Source organism: Caulobacter sp. DWR2-3-1b2 (assembly GCF_049896345.1).
Lineage (GTDB): Bacteria > Pseudomonadota > Alphaproteobacteria > Caulobacterales > Caulobacteraceae > Caulobacter.
The window spans coordinates 98,208-113,479 of record NZ_JAFCUC010000005.1 but is presented as its reverse complement, the minus strand read 5'-3'; the positions used below and the strand labels follow the sequence as shown (position 1 = coordinate 113,479).

Below are 15,272 nucleotides of genomic sequence, written 5' to 3'. Positions count from 1 at the left end.
GCGGCTTCGCCGCCTGTCCGTCCCCCATGGGGCGCGGAGCCCAGCGCGCCTGAGCTCTTCCTCCTATGGGGGAAGACGATCGCGAAGCGACCCCTAGGGGGCAAGTAACGGCTAACTCCATCCCAGCCCCGTTTCCCCCCTCAGGATCGCTTCCGCCCGCACCGTGTGTCCCGCGCCCTCCCGTTCATGCAGCACCAGAGGCGGCAACAGCACCAGCGGCGCCTTGCCGGTCTTGATCGCCCGGACGATCACCCGCTTGGCCGGAGCGTCGGCGAACGGCGCGATGGGGCGGATCCTGAACGACCCCGCCTTGGGAGCCAATAGCGTCAGGATGTCGCCCAGCCGATCGGCGCGGTGAATCAGGGTGACCGTCCCGCCCTCGCGCACCGCTTTCAGGCAAAAGACCGTCCAGGCCGCCAGGCCGCCATCCGCCATCCAGGCGCCGGACTTTTCTGCGGCCGGGGCGCGCAGGGCGCCAGGGTCGTCAAAGAACGGCGGATTGCTGATCGCCGCGTCGAACAAGGGCAGGCCGAGCGCCCGAAAGCCGGCCTCGACATCGCCCTCGATGATCTCGACCCGAGCCTCCAGGCCGTTGAGCGCGACATTGCCGCGCGCCAATGTGGCGGCGGCCGGATCGCGCTCCAGTCCGACGAATCGGGTGTCGGGTCGGCGACTTGCGGCGCCCAGCAGGGCGCCGCCAACGCCGCAACCGGCCTCGATGACGCGATCGCCGGGCGGGGCGTCGCAGGTCGCCGCCAGCAGGGCGGCGTCCATGCCCGCCCGGTATCCGGACACGGCCTGGCGCAGCCTGACGCGGCCGCCCAGCACGGTATCTTCAGTGACCCCGAGGGGCGGTCCAGGGGGGAGGATCTCGTTCGGCAACGTTTCAAGCCTTGTGCTCGCCTTGACCCTGACCTATCCCGCCACCATTGTCGCTCGCAACGGCTGATCAAGCCCGCGAGACGCAAGGCGCACGCCGACCCCCGGCGGGCGTCAGTCAGGGAGAGTATTGTCTTGGACGCAGCTGCAGCGACCCTCGCCCGGGAGCCGGGATCGGTGGATCGTCTCGTGCGGCTGGCCGCCGCCGACATGACCGGGGTCGATGCTCTGATCACCGCGCGCATGCAGAGCGAAGTGCCGGTCATCCCGGCTTTGGCCGAGCACCTGATCGCCGCCGGCGGCAAGCGCCTGCGCCCGCTGCTGACCGTGGCCGCCGCGCGCCTGGCCGGGTCGGGCGACGACACCTGCCTCAAGCTGGCCGCCGCCGTCGAGTTCATCCACACCGCCACCCTGCTGCACGACGACGTGGTCGATGGCAGCCAGCTGCGGCGCGGCAAGATGGCGGCGCACCTGATTTGGGGCGCGGCGCAAAGCGTGCTGGTCGGCGACTTCCTCTTCGCCCGGGCCTTCGAGCTGATGGTCGAAACGAATTCGATGAAGGCGCTGGAGATCCTGGCCAAGGCCAGCCGCGTCATCGCCGAGGGCGAGGTTCTACAGCTCACCCGCAGCCACGACCTGAACCTTTCGCAGTCGCTGTATCTGGAAATCATTGGCGCCAAGACCGCGGAGCTGTTCGCCGCGGCCTCGGAGGCTGGCGGCGTCTCGGCCGGAGTGCCGGCCGTGCAGTCCGACGCCCTGCGCGCCTATGGCATGAACCTGGGCCTAGCCTTCCAGCTGGCCGACGACGCCTTGGACTATGGCGGCACGACCGAGGCCTTGGGCAAGAACGCTGGTGACGACTTCCGCGAAGGCAAGGCCACCTTGCCGCTGCTGCTGGCCATCGCCCGGTCCGGCCCCCGCGAGGCCGAGTTCTGGGAGCGGGCCATCGGCCGTCGCGAGCAGACAGACGCCGACTTCCGCCGCGCCCGCGAACTGATCATCGGCACCGGCGCGCTGGAGGCAACCCTCGACCTGGCCTCGGAATATGCCGACAAGGCCAAGGGCGCCCTGGCGGGCTTCCCGGCCAACGAATGGCGCTCCAGCCTGGAAAGCCTGGCCGACTTCGCGGTCAGCCGGCGCAGTTGATGGCGCGGCGGGACGATCCAAAGACGTCGAACATGCTGTGGGTCGAGCCCGAGGGCCCGCCCACGCCGCTGAACACGACGCTGGAGACTTCGTCCAACAATCCCAGCGGCGACCCCCACGGCCAGGCCCATCACGCGGGCGAAGCGGCAGGCAAGGTGATCGGCGGCGGGATCGGCCTTGTGGTCGGCGTCGGCATCTTCTTGCTGATGTTCGGACCGGTGCTTTGGGCGCCGCTGTGGGCCGCCTTTACCGCCGCCATCCGGGTCAAACTTCTGGCTCATAACGGCTGGCTGACCGCTGGCGCAGCCATCGCGGCTTTTCTGGCCGTGGCCTTCGTCCAGTTCCTGCTGCTGGTCCAGAAGAGCCCGCTGCTGCGCTATCCCGCAGTGCTGCTGTTCTCGCTGGCCTGGGTGGGCGGGCTTTGGTGGGAACTGACATCACCGCCGCACAACTGGCTTCTGCCGCCGCCGTGGCGCACGCCCGGAACCTGGGCCATGGTCGCGGTCGGCGTCGGCACGGTAATCTATTCAGGCCTCTACCTGCTGATTCTCACCCGCTTCGGCAAGGGCCGCTGGGCCAAGAAGTGGCAACTGATCAAGTAGGCCGGGCCTGCTAGCCCCTTGCCTTCAAGCACAGGTCCAGGTGGGTGCCGTTGTCGTCCTCGACATGGCGCTTCCAGGCTTCATCGACTTTCGCAATCACTTCGGCAGGGCTGGCCGCCTTCACGGCCTCGCGCCGCTTTTTGCGGTGCAGGATTTCGACGCCGTAGCCCATGTCGAGGAAGAAGCTCAGCAGGGCCGAACCTTCCGCGCGCGAGGTCTCGGCCTGGAAGGCCGGGGAATATTCCAGGAAGGTGATGGGCTTCTGGTCGGCCATGAAGGCCTTGGCCCCCATGAAGGCGCGATATTCCATGCCCTCGATGTCGATCTTCATCACATCGACCTTGCCGAACTCGCCGCGCAGCAGATCAATCGGCACCACGGGGGCCAAGTCGTAGTCGCCCAAGTCGCTCGGCGCGGCCTCACCCGACGGTTCCAGCTGGTGGTTGTTGTGCATCGTCTGGCGACGCAAGAAGGCGGTGCCCAGGGTGTCGGACACGCCGACCAGGATCAGCCGGATGTTCTCCACGCCATTGGCCTTGGCGCTTTCCAGGATCACCCGGCCGTTGCCAGGGCTCATCTCGATGGCGATGACCTGGCCGCTGGCTCCGACCTTCCTGGCGGCTGGCAGGGCGAAGGCGCCCCAGCTAGCGCCGACGTCCAGCACGGTCATGCCGGGCTTCAGCGTCTGCAGGAAGTAGTCCAACACCCAGGGCTCGTAATCCTTGCCGTCCAGCAATTGCTTGGTAATCACCCAGTGGTCGGGCATGCGGAAGGTGCAGCCGCGGAACTTCACCGCGGTCGGGATGGGGGCGGCGCCGACCGGCAGCGAGATGGCTTGGTGCTTCGTCTTGCGGAACAGGCCCATGGAGTCCTCGTCGCGTGCGGCGTCACGGAATCGCGGCGCGGCAATCTTGTGTCTGGCGCGTCACATAGCCGGCCGGCAACGCTGCGTCACCTGCGTCGCGGCGCGCCAAGCTCGACAAGGCCCGCGATTCGTCGCACGGCTAGGCGTCGTAAGACATTGGAGACCGCGATGATCCGACTGTTGCTCAACATCCTGTGGTTCGTGATGGGTGGCTGGATCAGCGGCCTGCTGTGGCTGCTGGGCGGCGCTCTGCTGGCCCTCACCGTCGTAGGCCTGCCCTATACCGCCGCGGCCTGGCGCATCGCCGGCTTCGCCTTCTGGCCGTTCGGCAAGGAAATCGTGTCGCGCGACGTGATGACTGGCCAAGGCGACCTGGGGACCGGCGGCTTGGGCTGCGTGCTCAATGTCATCTGGTTTGTGCTAGGCGGATGGTACATCGCCCTGTCCCATCTGGTCATCGCCGTCGCCGAGGCCGTGACGATCATCGGCATCCCCTTCGCGATCAAGGACCTGCAGTTGGCCGTCGTGGCCCTAGCGCCGATCGGGCGGGTCGTGGTCGATAAGCGCTAGTGGATTGAAGCTTACATAAGAGTCCTTTGCGGGATTCCCATGGCTTTTCGGCTGTGCGAGTCTTGGGGATGCGCACTGGCATCACCGTCCATCTGAGCCCGACCGATCGCAAGCGCCTGCGGGCGATCGTCGATGACCGCAACAGCGCGCAGAAGCATGTCTGGCGCGCCAAGATCGTGCTGGCCACGGCCGATGGCCTGGGCACGTTGGAGATCATGCGCACCGCCGGCGTCAGCAAGACGGCGGTCTGGCGCTGGCAGGCGCGGTTCATGGAGGCCGGTGTTGAGGGCCTGCTGCGCGACAAGACCCGACCGCCGCGGATACCCAAGCTGGCCGACGAGGTGGCTGATCGGATCATCGCCCTGACCCTGGGCGAACCGCCCGGCGAGACGACCCACTGGACCGGCCGGGTTATGGCGAGAGCCGCTGGCGTCAGCCTGACCTCGGTTCAGCGCATCTGGCGGGCCCATGGCCTGGCGCCGCACCGTATTCGCACCTTCAAGCTGTCCAACGATCCCAAGTTCGCCGCCAAGGTTCGCGACATCGTCGGCCTCTATGTCGATCCCCCCGCCCACGCCGTAGTGCTCAGCGTCGATGAGAAGTCGCAAATCCAGGCGCTTGACCGCACCCAGCCGGGCCTGCCGTTAAAGAAGGGTCGGGCCGGAACCATGACCCATGATTACAAGCGCCATGGCACGACCACCCTGTTCGCCGCCTTCGACGTGCTCGAAGGCAAGGTCATCGGCCGCTGCATGCAGCGCCACCGACATCAGGAGTTCATCCGCTTTCTCAACGCCGTCGAGCGCGAGGTCCCGGCTGGTAAGGCCGTCCACGCCATCCTCGACAACTATGCCACCCACAAGCATCCGAAGGTGATCGCCTGGCTGGGCCGCCATCCGCGCTGGACGTTCCATTTCACGCCCACCTCGGCCAGCTGGCTCAACGCCGTCGAGGGCTTCTTCGCCGTCCTGACCAAGCGACGACTCAAGCGGGGCGTCTTCAAGGGCGTCGTCGATCTCCAGGCCGCCATCAACCGCTTCGTCGCCGATCACAACCAGCAGCCCAAACCCTTCGTCTGGACTGCCGACCCCGACAAGATCATCGCCGCCGCAGCACGAGGGCACCAAGTGTTGGATTCAATCCACTAGAAGCCGGTGAACAGGCGGTCGATGGCGCGTCGGATGTCGTCTTCAAGGTAGACCAGACTTGCAACTGCGCCATGCAGTCCTGTCGGCAGGAGGCTGAACAGCTCGCTGACGATAAGGGTCAGGCGTTGGCCTTCGATTTCAACTCGAATTTCAAGTAGGCAGACGGTTTCGGCGGCGTCATTGACCAGGGGCGCGACAATGACTTCGTCTATGCTGCGGAGGTGATGCGACGACAGCATCACCAGGAAAGGCGCAACCTTGCGGGCTTCGAGCGACGGATTTCGAAAGACGTCGAACTGCCGCAACTCACCACTTTCTGAAGTGGTCTGAGATCAGGCCGCGCCGAGCGATCCGTTCGTTGTGTTCCTTGATGGCCTCGGCGTTTTCTTCCACCCAGCGCCGGGCGCGTTCTTCGGCGCCTGCGGGATCAACCTTCTGAAGATGAAGCCGAAGCTGATTCTCGCTCAGGCCCGCCACGGAAATGCCCAGCCGCTTGGCCTGAGCCAGCAGTTCCGGATCGATGCCGATGTCGAGTTCGACCTTGCCCATGGCCGGAGACTAACACGGCGCAGGCAAGGCGTCAGGCCTCGAAGGAGTCGCCATCGTCTTCCGGGGCCAGCAGGATATCGAGGAAGGTCTGTCGGCGGTTGAGGAAGCTGCGGGTCACCTGGAAGTGCTCGGTGTCCTCGTACTCGACGCGATCCAGGCCGCGTTCGGAGGCCTGGTAGATCCAGGCGTCGGGATAGCCCAGTAGGATCGGCGAATGGGTGGCGATGATGAATTGCGAGCGCGCCAGGACGAGCTCATGCAGTCGCGCCAGGAAGGACAGCTGCCGCTGCGGCGACAGGGCCGCCTCGGGCTCGTCGAGGATGTAGAGGCCGTCGCCCAGGAATCGATTGTCGAACAGGTCGAAGAAGGCTTCCCCATGTGAACGCTCGTGCAAACCGACCTGACCGGCCCGTCCGGTGCCCGACGCTTCCAGATAGCTCGCCGTGGTGAAGAAGCTCTCGGCGCGCAGGAAGTAGCCGTCCCGAGCTCTCAGCGGCGCGCGCACGGGCCGCACGAAACGGTGCAGCGGCGAGTGAGAGGCACGGGTGGAGTACTGGTGGTCTCGCGAACCACCCTCGGCGTTGAAGCCCCACGCCACGGCCAGGGCCTCGATCAAGGTTGATTTGCCCGAGCCGTTCTCGCCGACCAGGAAGGTGACGCGCGGATGGAAGGCCAACCGGTCGAGGTCGCGCACGGCCGGCAGGTTGAACGGATAGGACCCGGCGTCCCATCCGTCGCGCCGCTCGAACAGCGCCTCGATCCAGTACGGACGGTCCAGGGCGGTCATGCGGCCAACCCTAACCATTCCAGGCCACCAGGCAGGCTGAAGTCGGCATAATCGACCTGCAACACGCGACGGCGACGCGGCGCCTTCGATCGATCGGAGGCGTGCAGGATGGGCGTGGCGTAGGCCCATATGTCGCCAACTTCCGCCAGGCATGCGACCACCACATGCTCGATGGCGCGGATAGCGGCTTGGTCCGCCGAGACGCGTCCCAGGCGATGCGAACCGAGCGCGGCCCGCAGAGGCGCGTTGTCCGGCGTCACGGGGTCGAGATGAATGCGCAGGGTGACCATGCGCTGCAGGATCTCGAAGGGCGGCGCGACATGCAACAGGCCGTCCTTCGTGGACCAGGGGCCGAAGCCCTCGATCTCGACGCGTCGGCGCACGGGGATGGTGCGATCCTGATGCCAGCCCACCGACCAATTGGCCTCGGGGGTCTTGTCGAACATTACAGCACGCACCGGACGGGCCGTCGCCGTGGTGAGCTCGGCGGCCAATGCGCCGACCGGTCCTGTCGGCGAAAGGACAGTCTCCAGGATCTCAGCGCCATGAAGGCGTGCGCCGGGACGCTTTCCGACCTGCGCGACGGCCAAATCGCGTAGGGCGGCAATGTGAATGGAGTCCAGAATGGCGGGCGCGAGAACCGCCCCGTCTCGTTGTAGAACGGCCCTCATTCAGCGGCCCGTCGCCGAAACGGCCAGTCGATTACCCCAGCCGCCCACAGCGGCGCCCAGATGAGCACCGGCTGCAGCAGCAGGCGAGGTCCGTGGTACCACCACGAGCTGGGCAGGGGCGGGATGCTGACGCCGCTGAGGGCGTGGTAGAGATTGGCCGGCCAGACACACAGGGCGTAAAGGGCCAGCATGATCCCGGCTAACCGACGCGTTCGGGGCAGCAACAGCCCCACGGCGCCCGCGATCTCGCACAACCCGGTGAAGATCACGATTTGCTGCGGAAACGGTATCATCGGCGGCATGATCGCCAAGAAGCCGTGGCTGCCCAGGATGTGAAACAGGCCGAAGGGCGCGTAGACGGCGGCGATCACCAGACGTGTGTAACCGCGCGCCGTCATCGTCATCAGCCCGGCGAAATCATGTTCTCGGGGCGGACATACTGGTCGAACTCTTCGTTGGTCAGGTAGCCGCCGCCGACGGCTTCCTCGCGAAGGGTGGTGCCGTTCTTGTGCGCGGTCTTGGCGATCTTGGCGCAGGCGTCGTAGCCCAGCTTGCCATTCAGGGCGGTGACCAACATCAGGCTGTTCTCGACGCCTTTCTGAATGTTGTCGATCCGCGGCTCGATGCCGACCACGCAGTTGTTGGTGAAGCTGATGGCGGCGTCAGAGACCAGACGTACCGACTGCAGGAAGTTGTAGGCCATCACCGGGTTGAAGACGTTCAGCTCGAAATGACCCTGGCTGCCGGCGAAGGTGACGGCGGCGTGGTTGCCGAACACCTGGACGCAGACCTGGGTGAGGGCCTCGCACTGGGTCGGGTTGACCTTCCCCGGCATGATTGACGAGCCGGGCTCGTTTTCTGGCAGGCTCAGCTCGCCCAGGCCGGCGCGGGGGCCGCTGCCGAGGAAGCGGATGTCGTTGGCGATCTTGAACAGGCTGGCGGCGACGGTGTTGATCGCGCCGTGGCTGAAGACCATGGCGTCGTGGGCTGCCAGCGCCTCGAACTTGTTGGGAGCGGTCACGAAGGGTAGGCCGGTGATGGCCGCGATCTGCTCGGCCACCTTCTCGGCGAAGCCGATCGGGGCGTTGAGGCCGGTGCCGACAGCGGTGCCGCCTTGCGCCAGTTCCATCAGCTTGGGCAGGGTCAGCTCGATGCGCGCGATGCCGTTGGCGACCTGCTGGGCGTAGCCGCCGAACTCTTGGCCCAGCGTCAGGGGGGTGGCGTCCTGGGTGTGGGTGCGGCCGATCTTGATGATCTTGGCCCAGGCGTCGGACTTGGCCTTGATGGCCTCGTGCAGGTGCTTGAGGGCGGGCAGCAGGTCGTGGACGATCTGTTCGGCGCAGGCCACGTGCATGGCCGTCGGATAGGTGTCGTTCGACGACTGGCTCATATTGACATGGTCGTTGGGGTGGACGGGCTTCTTGGAGCCCATCTCGCCGCCCAGCATCTCGATCGCGCGGTTGGAGATCACCTCATTGGCGTTCATGTTCGACTGAGTGCCCGAGCCGGTCTGCCAGACGACCAGCGGGAAGTGCGCGTTCAGCTTGCCGTCGATGACCTCGTTAGCGGCCGCGACGATGGTCTCGGCGATCTTTGGATCCAGCTTGCCGAGGGCCAGATTGGCCTCGGCGGCGGCGCGCTTGACGATCCCGAGGGCACGGACGATGGGAAGCGGCTGCTTCTCCCAGCCGATCTTGAAGTTGCCGAGCGAGCGCTGGGCCTGAGCGCCCCAGTACTTGTCGTTCTCGACGGCGATCGGGCCGAAGGTGTCGGTCTCGTTGCGCGTGCTGGTCATGCGGCGGGTCTCCGAAAATCTGTCGAGCGGGGTCTAGACCCAAGCCGGGCCAAGGGCAACGCTCGCGGCTTGCGAAGCCGCCCGATGGGTCTTACGCCTCCAGTTCTGGATGAACAGGAGTCTCCATGAGCCCTCACATCGCCCTGCTGCGCGGCGTCAATGTCGGCGGCCGCAAGGTGCTGAAGGACGACCTGCTGGGTTTGGCGAAGGACCTGGGCTTCGACGACGCCAAGACCCTGCTGGCCAGCGGCAATCTGGTGCTGTGGGGCGAGGGGGCGTCCGACGTCGCGCTGGAGAAACGTCTGGAGGACGGGCTCGAAGCCCGCATGGGCGTGCGCACCGCGTTCTTCGTTCGCACGCCGGCTCAACTGCGGGCGATCATAGCCGGAAACCCCTATCCCGCCCAGGCCGCCAGCCATCCCAACCACCTGCTGGTCCAGTTTTTGAAAGCCCCGTTGCCGGAGGGCGACGAGCTCATCTTGCGGGCGGCGATCACCGGGCGCGAGACCTTCGAGGCGCTCGGCCGCGAGCTCTATGTCGACTATCCCGAGGACGTCGGCCATTCGATGCTGGATCGCGACTGGAAGAAAACCAAGCGCTCGCCCAACGGCACCAGCCGCAACTGGAACACGGTGTTGAAGCTGGCCGCGCTGGTCGGCTGAGGTCTTCCGACCCCGCAAGGTCGCGGCGGCCGAGCCGCCTCAATCGCTGGCAATTTGACAGCGCTGTCCCGCGTGGCATGATCCTTTCAACGCGTGCGGGGGAGGGGTCATGAGTTCGGATACCGACGGCCAGCGGATTGTCGCGCTCGACGCTTTGCGGGGCCTGGCCGTGGCGGGCATGATCGTCGTCACCAGTCCCGGCGCCTGGGAGCATAGCTATGCGCCGCTGATGCACGCGGCCTGGAACGGCTGGACCCCGGCCGACCTGGTGTTTCCGACCTTCCTGTTCTGCGTCGGCCTGGCGATCGGCCTGTCGATGCCGGGGCTGAGCGCGACGGATCGCGCCTCTCCCGCCCTTTGGATCAAGTTCGCGCGCCGCACGGCGCTGCTGGTTCTGCTGGGCCTGATCCTGAACGCCCTGCCGACCTTCGACCTGGCTCACCTGCGCTTTCCCGGGATCCTGCAGCGGATCGGGCTTTGCTACGCCTTGGGCTGCCTGATCTGTCTGCCGTCGGCGAGGACGGGTCCGGACGGGATGCTGCGGCTCGACGCCGGCGTCACGCTCTCGGCGGCCGTGGCGCTGCTGATCGGCTACTGGGCCCTGCTGGCCTTCACGCCCGTGCCTGGCTTTGGCGTCGGGCGGCTGGACACCCAGGGCTCCCTGCCGGCCTTCGTCGATCGCGCCGTGTTCACCGTGCCGCATCTGTGGGTGCTCGGCCTGACCGAGGGCGTCGGCGTCACCTACGACCCCGAGGGCCTGCTTTCCACCCTGCCGGCGACGGTCAATGTGCTGATCGGCGCCGTCGCCGCGCTCCTCCTCCGTCAGCCGACGGATTCTCTACGTCCCGGTCGGGCGGCGGGCCTGGCGCTGGTGCTGGGCGTGGCCCTGATCGTGGCCGGCTTGGCGCTGGACCCTCTGCTGCCTATCAACAAGCGGATCTGGACACCCAGCTTCGCCCTGTTCAGCAGCGGCGTGGCGCTGACGGCTCTTGCGGTCCTGCACGCGCTGCTGGCCTTTCGCGTCGCGCGGATCGCCGCCTGGCCGCTGAAAGTTCTGGGCGGCAACGCCATCCTGGTCTTCGTCATTTCGCAGGTCATGGGCGCCTATTCCAGTCTCGCCCTAGGTCAAGGCCCGGACGGCGCGGTCATCACGCCCCAGGCCTTTGGTTACGCCTTGGCCCAGCGACTAACCCACGATCTCAAGCTGGCGTCCCTGCTCTGCGCCTTGGGCGTGCTGACGCTGATAATCTGCCTGGTCGCGCCGTTGCACCGGCGGGGCATTCACCTGCGTCTCTAGGCAGGCCGACGGAGGGTCGGCTATACCAGCCGAACGCACAGGAGACACTCATGCTCGTCGCCACCACCAATGATCTGCCCGGTTATCGCATCGTCGCCCATCTGGGCCTGGTGCGCGGCGTCACCGTTCGCTCGCGCAGCGTGATCGGCAATATCGGCGGCTCGATTCAGTCGATCTTCGGCGGCAAGCTGTCGATCTATGTCAACCTGGCCGAGGCGGCCCGCAAGGAAGCCTATGACCTGTTGGTGGCCCATGCCGCCGAAACGGGGGCCAACGCCATCCTGGCCATGCGCTACGACGCCAACGAGATCATGGACGGCATCACCGAGGTGTTGGCCTATGGCACCGCCGTCAAGGTCGAGCCGATCGCCTGAGCATGGATCACGGCTGGGTCCATCACGGCAAGGTCCGGGCCCGCGAGGACGGCGGCGAGTTGACCCTGGTGGTCGATGGCCTGACCACCCAGGCCAAATACTACAAGCCCCTGATCTACGAATTCTTCCGCAAGGTCTGGCGCGGATCACGGCCGGCCTGGGGCGAATTTTCGGTCGAGATCGGCATGGAGTTCGTCGGCGAACCGCCGTGGATGGACCTCGACAACCTGGCCAAGGCCCTGCTGGACGCCATCAAGGGCTACGCCTTCCATGACGACGCCCAGGTCGCCCGGCTGCTGGTCGAACGCCGCCCGGCCGAGCGCGAGCGGATCGTCATCGTGGTGCGAAAGCTAGACTCGCGCTTTCTGCGCGCCACGCTCGAAGATTGAAGCGCCGATCCCGATGAGCAGCACCACCACGAAGGCGCCGTAGCGGCCCAGGCTGACCGGATCGTCCGACATCAGCTGCTGGAAATTGACGACCACCAGGTCGCCCCCGACCAGGATGGGCAGGCCGAAGGCCAGGGCCGGGAACAGCCGCTGGCCGCAGGGAATTCGCCGCAGCCGGGCCGTGACCTGGAACACGAACGTCGCCAGGGCGGCCGCGCCGAAGGCGTTCAGGGCGTAGAACCAGAAGGCCTTCTCCAGCAAGCCGTCGCCATAGGCCGCGTAGAACAACGTCGCGGCCAGCCAGGCCAGGAACCCGGCGCCTGTGAAAACGATGACGTCCTGCTTTGACACGATCCGCTCCCCCGGATGTTTCTTCGGGGGTCTGGTTGCAGTTCGCGTGCCTGTCTTTTTGGGCAAGAAGCCTACGTGTTCCAGAATTCCAGGAAGCCCCAGGTCGACAGGATTACCGCGAAGCCCAGGAAAACCAGCGTGGTGCAGGTGAAGCCCAGCTTGCGCAGCGATGTCCAGCTGTCGACCCGCCGCCCGCCGCGCCACACCACGGGCGCCATGAACAGGGTGGCCAGGGTCAGCAAGGCGGCCACGAAGGCGCACGCCGAAGCGGTCAGCAGCCAACCGCTGGGCCAGCCATAGAACACCTTGGCGATGTCGCGCGATCCGGACGCAAAGATCCCGACGCCGGCCAGGGCGGTCAGCCACAGCACCGCCTGGGTGATCTGCAACAGGCTGGCAAGGGCCTGGGTCGGGGTCTGGCGTGACTCGCGGCGGTCTCGGGTGACGACGCCGATCAGGGTGGCGATCGAAGCCAGCCCCGTCAGGATCGCGAAGGTCATAAACAGGCCCAGCCCGTGCGGGAAGCCGATGCGCTCGAACGCCGCGAACCCCATGGGCGAGAAGAAGCGCACGACGCGACCCTCTTCGCGCTGGAACACCAGCAGGCCAGGACCGCTGACTGGGGCAAAGACATCCGGCTTGTCGGTCGCCGTCCACTGGCTGGACTTGCCGTCGAGGGTGAGGGTCAGACGCCCGTCCGGCGCGGCGCGCACCGAGGCGTCGCCGATCATCCGGTCGATGAAGCCTTCCAGCCCACCATAGGAGCGCCGGGTGGTCAGGAACTGGCCCCCATAGGCCTTGGCCTCCGCGACGCTCATGCGGCTGGCGACAGGAACCTCGGGGCGAGGGGCGTAGAAGCGCTCGATGATGGCCGCCGGCAGGGTGGCGGGCAAATCAACGCCTGTGTCGGTGTTGACGGCGATGAATACGCCCAGGCCCAGGTCCGGAACCATGACCATGTTGGAGTGGAACCACAGCGTCGCGCCGGCATGGCCGAAGCCGCGGTGGCCGCCCGGCAGGGGGATGTCCATGAAGCCGGCGTTCCAGCCCGGCGCGCCTTCGGCCGGACGGTACATCGGCGTGCGGAACGCGGCGCTGGTCTTGGGCGAGAACACTGTCCTGCCGTCGATCGTCCCGCCGTTCAGCAGCAGGGTCATGTAGCGGGCCATGTCGCCGGCCGTGCTGGATGCCGATCCGGCGGGGGCGATGTGGCCGATATATTCCGGCGCTTCAGTGTGGAAGCCCAGCGGGGTCCAGCGGAAGCCGTCCGAGCGATCGGCGGCCAGGGCCGGCGACATCGGCGCGGGCAGGTCGGCGCGCCACGGGCGATCCTCGCGGAAGGTGGTGTGGGTCAGGCCGGCGGGGAAGATCACCTGCTCGGTGACCAACTGCTCGAACGGCTTTCCGGTCACATTGGCCAGGGCCTCGCCGGCCAGGGCGACGCCATAGTTGGAATAGGCGGGCAGGACGCCTGGTTCGCGCACGCGGTTGGGACGCTCCTGGCGCAGATAGAGCTCCAGCGACCGCTCGCGACGCGCATCGCGTTCGAACAGTTGGCCCAGCGCCCGGTCCTCGAACCCTGCGGTGTGGGTCATCAGATCGCGCAGCCGCACGGGGCTCTTCTTGCCCTGGTCCTTCAACTGCAGCTTTTCGGGCAGGTAGATGTTGACCGGGGTATCCAGCCGTATGCGCCCGGCCTCGACCTCGTTCATCAGGGCGATCCAGGTGAAGGTCTTGGAAATCGAGCCCACCCGGAACAGGGTCTTGTCGGGATCGACGCGCCGGCCGCCGGTCACGCTGGCGACGCCATAGCCCTTTTTCAAAACGACTTGGCCGTTCTGGACCACGGCGATAGTCACCCCGGCGATGTGGTCGCGGGCCATGCTGCTGCGCACGACCCCATCGACATAGGCCTCAAGATCAGCGGCCGGCAGGGGGGCGGCGGTGACCGGCACGGGCGTCGGAGCGGCGGCGGCGATCGCCGCGCTGGTCGTGGTCAAGGGGGAGCCGACGGACAACGTGCGGGTCGGCGCGGGGCGTACTCTGCCGGGGCGACGCTTGACGGTGGCCGTGTAGGGGATGGGCGCGCCAGGTGTGGCGACCGCGGCGGCAGGTAGCGGCGGCGCGACGGCGTCCTGGGCTTCGACCATCGACGCGCCGAAGAACACGCTGCCGATGAGCGCCGCCAACGCGGCGGCCTTGAACGAAAGACGCAGCGCCACGAACAAGACCTCAATGGTTAGGGCAGGGGATGATCAAACTTCTAGGGCGCCCGGGCGACGGATCAAAGGATTCGTGGCGCCGCCGGAGCTCTTTCCCGCAGACTTTCGATCCTCAACGCGCGGCCGCCGGCCTCTTGAGCCTGGCCGGCGGCCGCGCGGTGGGCTTCGGCGGAGGGTGTGAGAGGGTGTAGAGCGGCAGCAGAGGGCGCAGGTCGGCCCCGATCCACAACTGCGGCTCCGAGGGCGGCTGCGCGCCGGTGTCCCGCTCCTTCCTGGCCACGCAGGTCTGCACAGCCCGGCCCAAGGCGGCGAAGTCGGGAGCCAAAGGTGCCGACGACAGGAAGCAGTCGTCGAAATAGGGATACTTGTCGTCCGCGCTGCAGCCGAACGAGGCGCGATCCGATCGCGCCGCCGTCAGGATCATCCGGTTGCTCTTTTGAAGGGGCGCCACGAACACACCGGAGAAACAGGCGGAGATCACCACGATCGAGGGGCGGCCGGGACAGGCGTCGTTGATCACCGCCGCCAGCAGGTGAGGCGGCAAAATCCCCTCGTCCAGCACCACCCCCTCCGGCGCGCCATGGCTGCTTATATAGAACAGACAGCCGGCCGTGTTTCGGGCGGCCAGCTTGCGCAGTCCGGCGTGAATGACGCCGAGATCGGCCTTTCCGGGACTCACGGCGGGATAACGCGCGGGCCTTACGGAATACTGTCTTATGGCGTCGCGCGCGAAACCCAGATCCGCCAGGGTCAGGCTGACGTCGCGGCGGGCGTTGTCGAACGCTTCTGTCGGGCCATCCGAATGGGCGTGCCAGTCACCGGCGACAACGACGGCGGCCCAATTGGCGAACGGACTCCGGTAGGGGCTGGAAGGCGTTGGCGCGGCGGGAGAAACCCCGCTCTGGGCGAGAGCGGGCGCGGCCAGCAGCAGCAAACCCAGAAACAGGCCCGCGATACGCCGCATC

General features: G+C 66.8%; 19 protein-coding genes. 8 read left to right on the top strand and 11 right to left on the bottom strand.

The genetic code is table 11. The annotated features are described in order from the left end of the window. Positions 1-111: 111 nt before the first annotated feature. Positions 112-774, bottom strand: coding sequence for a tRNA1(Val) (adenine(37)-N6)-methyltransferase (locus ACP694_RS14480; protein WP_426013793.1), 663 nt, complete (start codon positions 772-774; stop codon positions 112-114). A 240-nt stretch (positions 775-1,014) separates the two neighbouring features. On the opposite strand from ACP694_RS14480, the gene ACP694_RS14475 reads away from it, so the two are divergent. Beyond that, complete coding sequence (locus ACP694_RS14475; protein WP_426013473.1) at positions 1,015-2,025, top strand: polyprenyl synthetase family protein; 1,011 nt, start codon at positions 1,015-1,017, stop codon at positions 2,023-2,025. A 32-nt stretch (positions 2,026-2,057) separates the two neighbouring features. Further along, positions 2,058-2,627, top strand: coding sequence for a hypothetical protein (locus ACP694_RS14470; RefSeq protein WP_426013472.1), 570 nt, complete (start codon positions 2,058-2,060; stop codon positions 2,625-2,627). 10 nt (positions 2,628-2,637) lie between these two features. Here the strand turns inward: ACP694_RS14470 and ACP694_RS14465 are convergent, their stop codons facing one another. After that, positions 2,638-3,492: an FkbM family methyltransferase gene (locus ACP694_RS14465; RefSeq protein ID WP_426013470.1), complete on the bottom strand. Its 855-nt coding sequence runs from the start codon at positions 3,490-3,492 to the stop codon at positions 2,638-2,640. A gap of 168 nt (positions 3,493-3,660) precedes the next feature. On the opposite strand from ACP694_RS14465, the gene ACP694_RS14460 reads away from it, so the two are divergent. Continuing rightward, the gene (locus ACP694_RS14460) at positions 3,661-4,062 is read left to right on the top strand and encodes a YccF domain-containing protein (protein WP_426013469.1); all 402 of its coding nucleotides are present in this window, start codon (positions 3,661-3,663) and stop codon (positions 4,060-4,062) included. A gap of 68 nt (positions 4,063-4,130) precedes the next feature. After that, entirely contained in the window at positions 4,131-5,210 is a 1,080-nt protein-coding gene (locus tag ACP694_RS14455; protein ID WP_426013467.1) for an IS630 family transposase, read from the top strand. On the opposite strand, the gene ACP694_RS14450 is transcribed toward ACP694_RS14455, so the two are convergent. The 6 genes from ACP694_RS14450 to fumC are packed head-to-tail and all read right to left on the bottom strand — an operon-like array spanning position 5,207 to position 9,012. After that, on the bottom strand, positions 5,207-5,515 hold the full coding sequence (locus tag ACP694_RS14450; protein ID WP_426013465.1) for a CcdB family protein: 309 nt from the start codon (positions 5,513-5,515) through the stop codon (positions 5,207-5,209). The two genes, ACP694_RS14455 and ACP694_RS14450, sit on opposite strands and share 4 nt — an antisense overlap. 1 nt (position 5,516) lies before the next feature. After that, on the bottom strand, positions 5,517-5,759 hold the full coding sequence (locus ACP694_RS14445; protein WP_426013463.1) for a type II toxin-antitoxin system CcdA family antitoxin: 243 nt from the start codon (positions 5,757-5,759) through the stop codon (positions 5,517-5,519). A 31-nt stretch (positions 5,760-5,790) separates the two neighbouring features. Then, entirely contained in the window at positions 5,791-6,546 is a 756-nt protein-coding gene (locus ACP694_RS14440) for an AAA family ATPase (protein ID WP_426013461.1), read from the bottom strand. Further along, entirely contained in the window at positions 6,543-7,217 is a 675-nt protein-coding gene (locus ACP694_RS14435) for a phytanoyl-CoA dioxygenase family protein (RefSeq protein WP_426013460.1), read from the bottom strand. Before ACP694_RS14435 ends, ACP694_RS14440 begins: the two co-directional genes overlap by 4 nt. Further along, positions 7,214-7,621: a DoxX family protein gene (locus ACP694_RS14430; protein WP_426013458.1), complete on the bottom strand. Its 408-nt coding sequence runs from the start codon at positions 7,619-7,621 to the stop codon at positions 7,214-7,216. Before ACP694_RS14430 ends, ACP694_RS14435 begins: the two co-directional genes overlap by 4 nt. Beyond that, entirely contained in the window at positions 7,621-9,012 is a 1,392-nt protein-coding gene (fumC, locus tag ACP694_RS14425; protein ID WP_426013456.1) for a class II fumarate hydratase, read from the bottom strand. The genes ACP694_RS14430 and fumC overlap by 1 nt, the downstream gene beginning before the upstream one ends. 125 nt (positions 9,013-9,137) lie before the next feature. Here fumC and ACP694_RS14420 point away from each other — a divergent pair, with 125 nt between their 5' ends. From ACP694_RS14420 to ACP694_RS14405, 4 genes are all read left to right on the top strand, one after another. Beyond that, positions 9,138-9,674, top strand: coding sequence for a DUF1697 domain-containing protein (locus ACP694_RS14420; RefSeq protein WP_426013454.1), 537 nt, complete (start codon positions 9,138-9,140; stop codon positions 9,672-9,674). A gap of 109 nt (positions 9,675-9,783) precedes the next feature. Further along, positions 9,784-10,971, top strand: coding sequence for an acyltransferase family protein (locus tag ACP694_RS14415; protein WP_426013452.1), 1,188 nt, complete (start codon positions 9,784-9,786; stop codon positions 10,969-10,971). Positions 10,972-11,021: 50 nt separating this feature from the next. Then, positions 11,022-11,345, top strand: a complete 324-nt coding sequence (locus ACP694_RS14410) for a YbjQ family protein (protein ID WP_426013451.1) — start codon at positions 11,022-11,024, stop codon at positions 11,343-11,345. 2 nt (positions 11,346-11,347) lie between these two features. Further along, positions 11,348-11,734, top strand: a complete 387-nt coding sequence (locus ACP694_RS14405) for a RusA family crossover junction endodeoxyribonuclease (protein ID WP_426013449.1) — start codon at positions 11,348-11,350, stop codon at positions 11,732-11,734. On the opposite strand, the gene ACP694_RS14400 is transcribed toward ACP694_RS14405, so the two are convergent. The 3 genes from ACP694_RS14400 to ACP694_RS14390 all read right to left on the bottom strand — a co-directional run bounded on the left by ACP694_RS14400 (position 11,696) and on the right by ACP694_RS14390 (position 15,271). Further along, positions 11,696-12,085 (bottom strand): hypothetical protein, encoded by a 390-nt coding sequence (locus ACP694_RS14400; protein WP_426013447.1) that lies wholly within the window; start codon positions 12,083-12,085, stop codon positions 11,696-11,698. The genes ACP694_RS14405 and ACP694_RS14400 overlap by 39 nt on opposite strands. Before the next feature lie 71 nt (positions 12,086-12,156). Beyond that, positions 12,157-14,307, bottom strand: coding sequence for a serine hydrolase (locus ACP694_RS14395; protein ID WP_426013445.1), 2,151 nt, complete (start codon positions 14,305-14,307; stop codon positions 12,157-12,159). 112 nt (positions 14,308-14,419) lie between these two features. Beyond that, positions 14,420-15,271: a C13 family peptidase gene (locus ACP694_RS14390; RefSeq protein WP_426013443.1), complete on the bottom strand. Its 852-nt coding sequence runs from the start codon at positions 15,269-15,271 to the stop codon at positions 14,420-14,422. Between the last annotated feature and the right edge of the window lies 1 nt (position 15,272).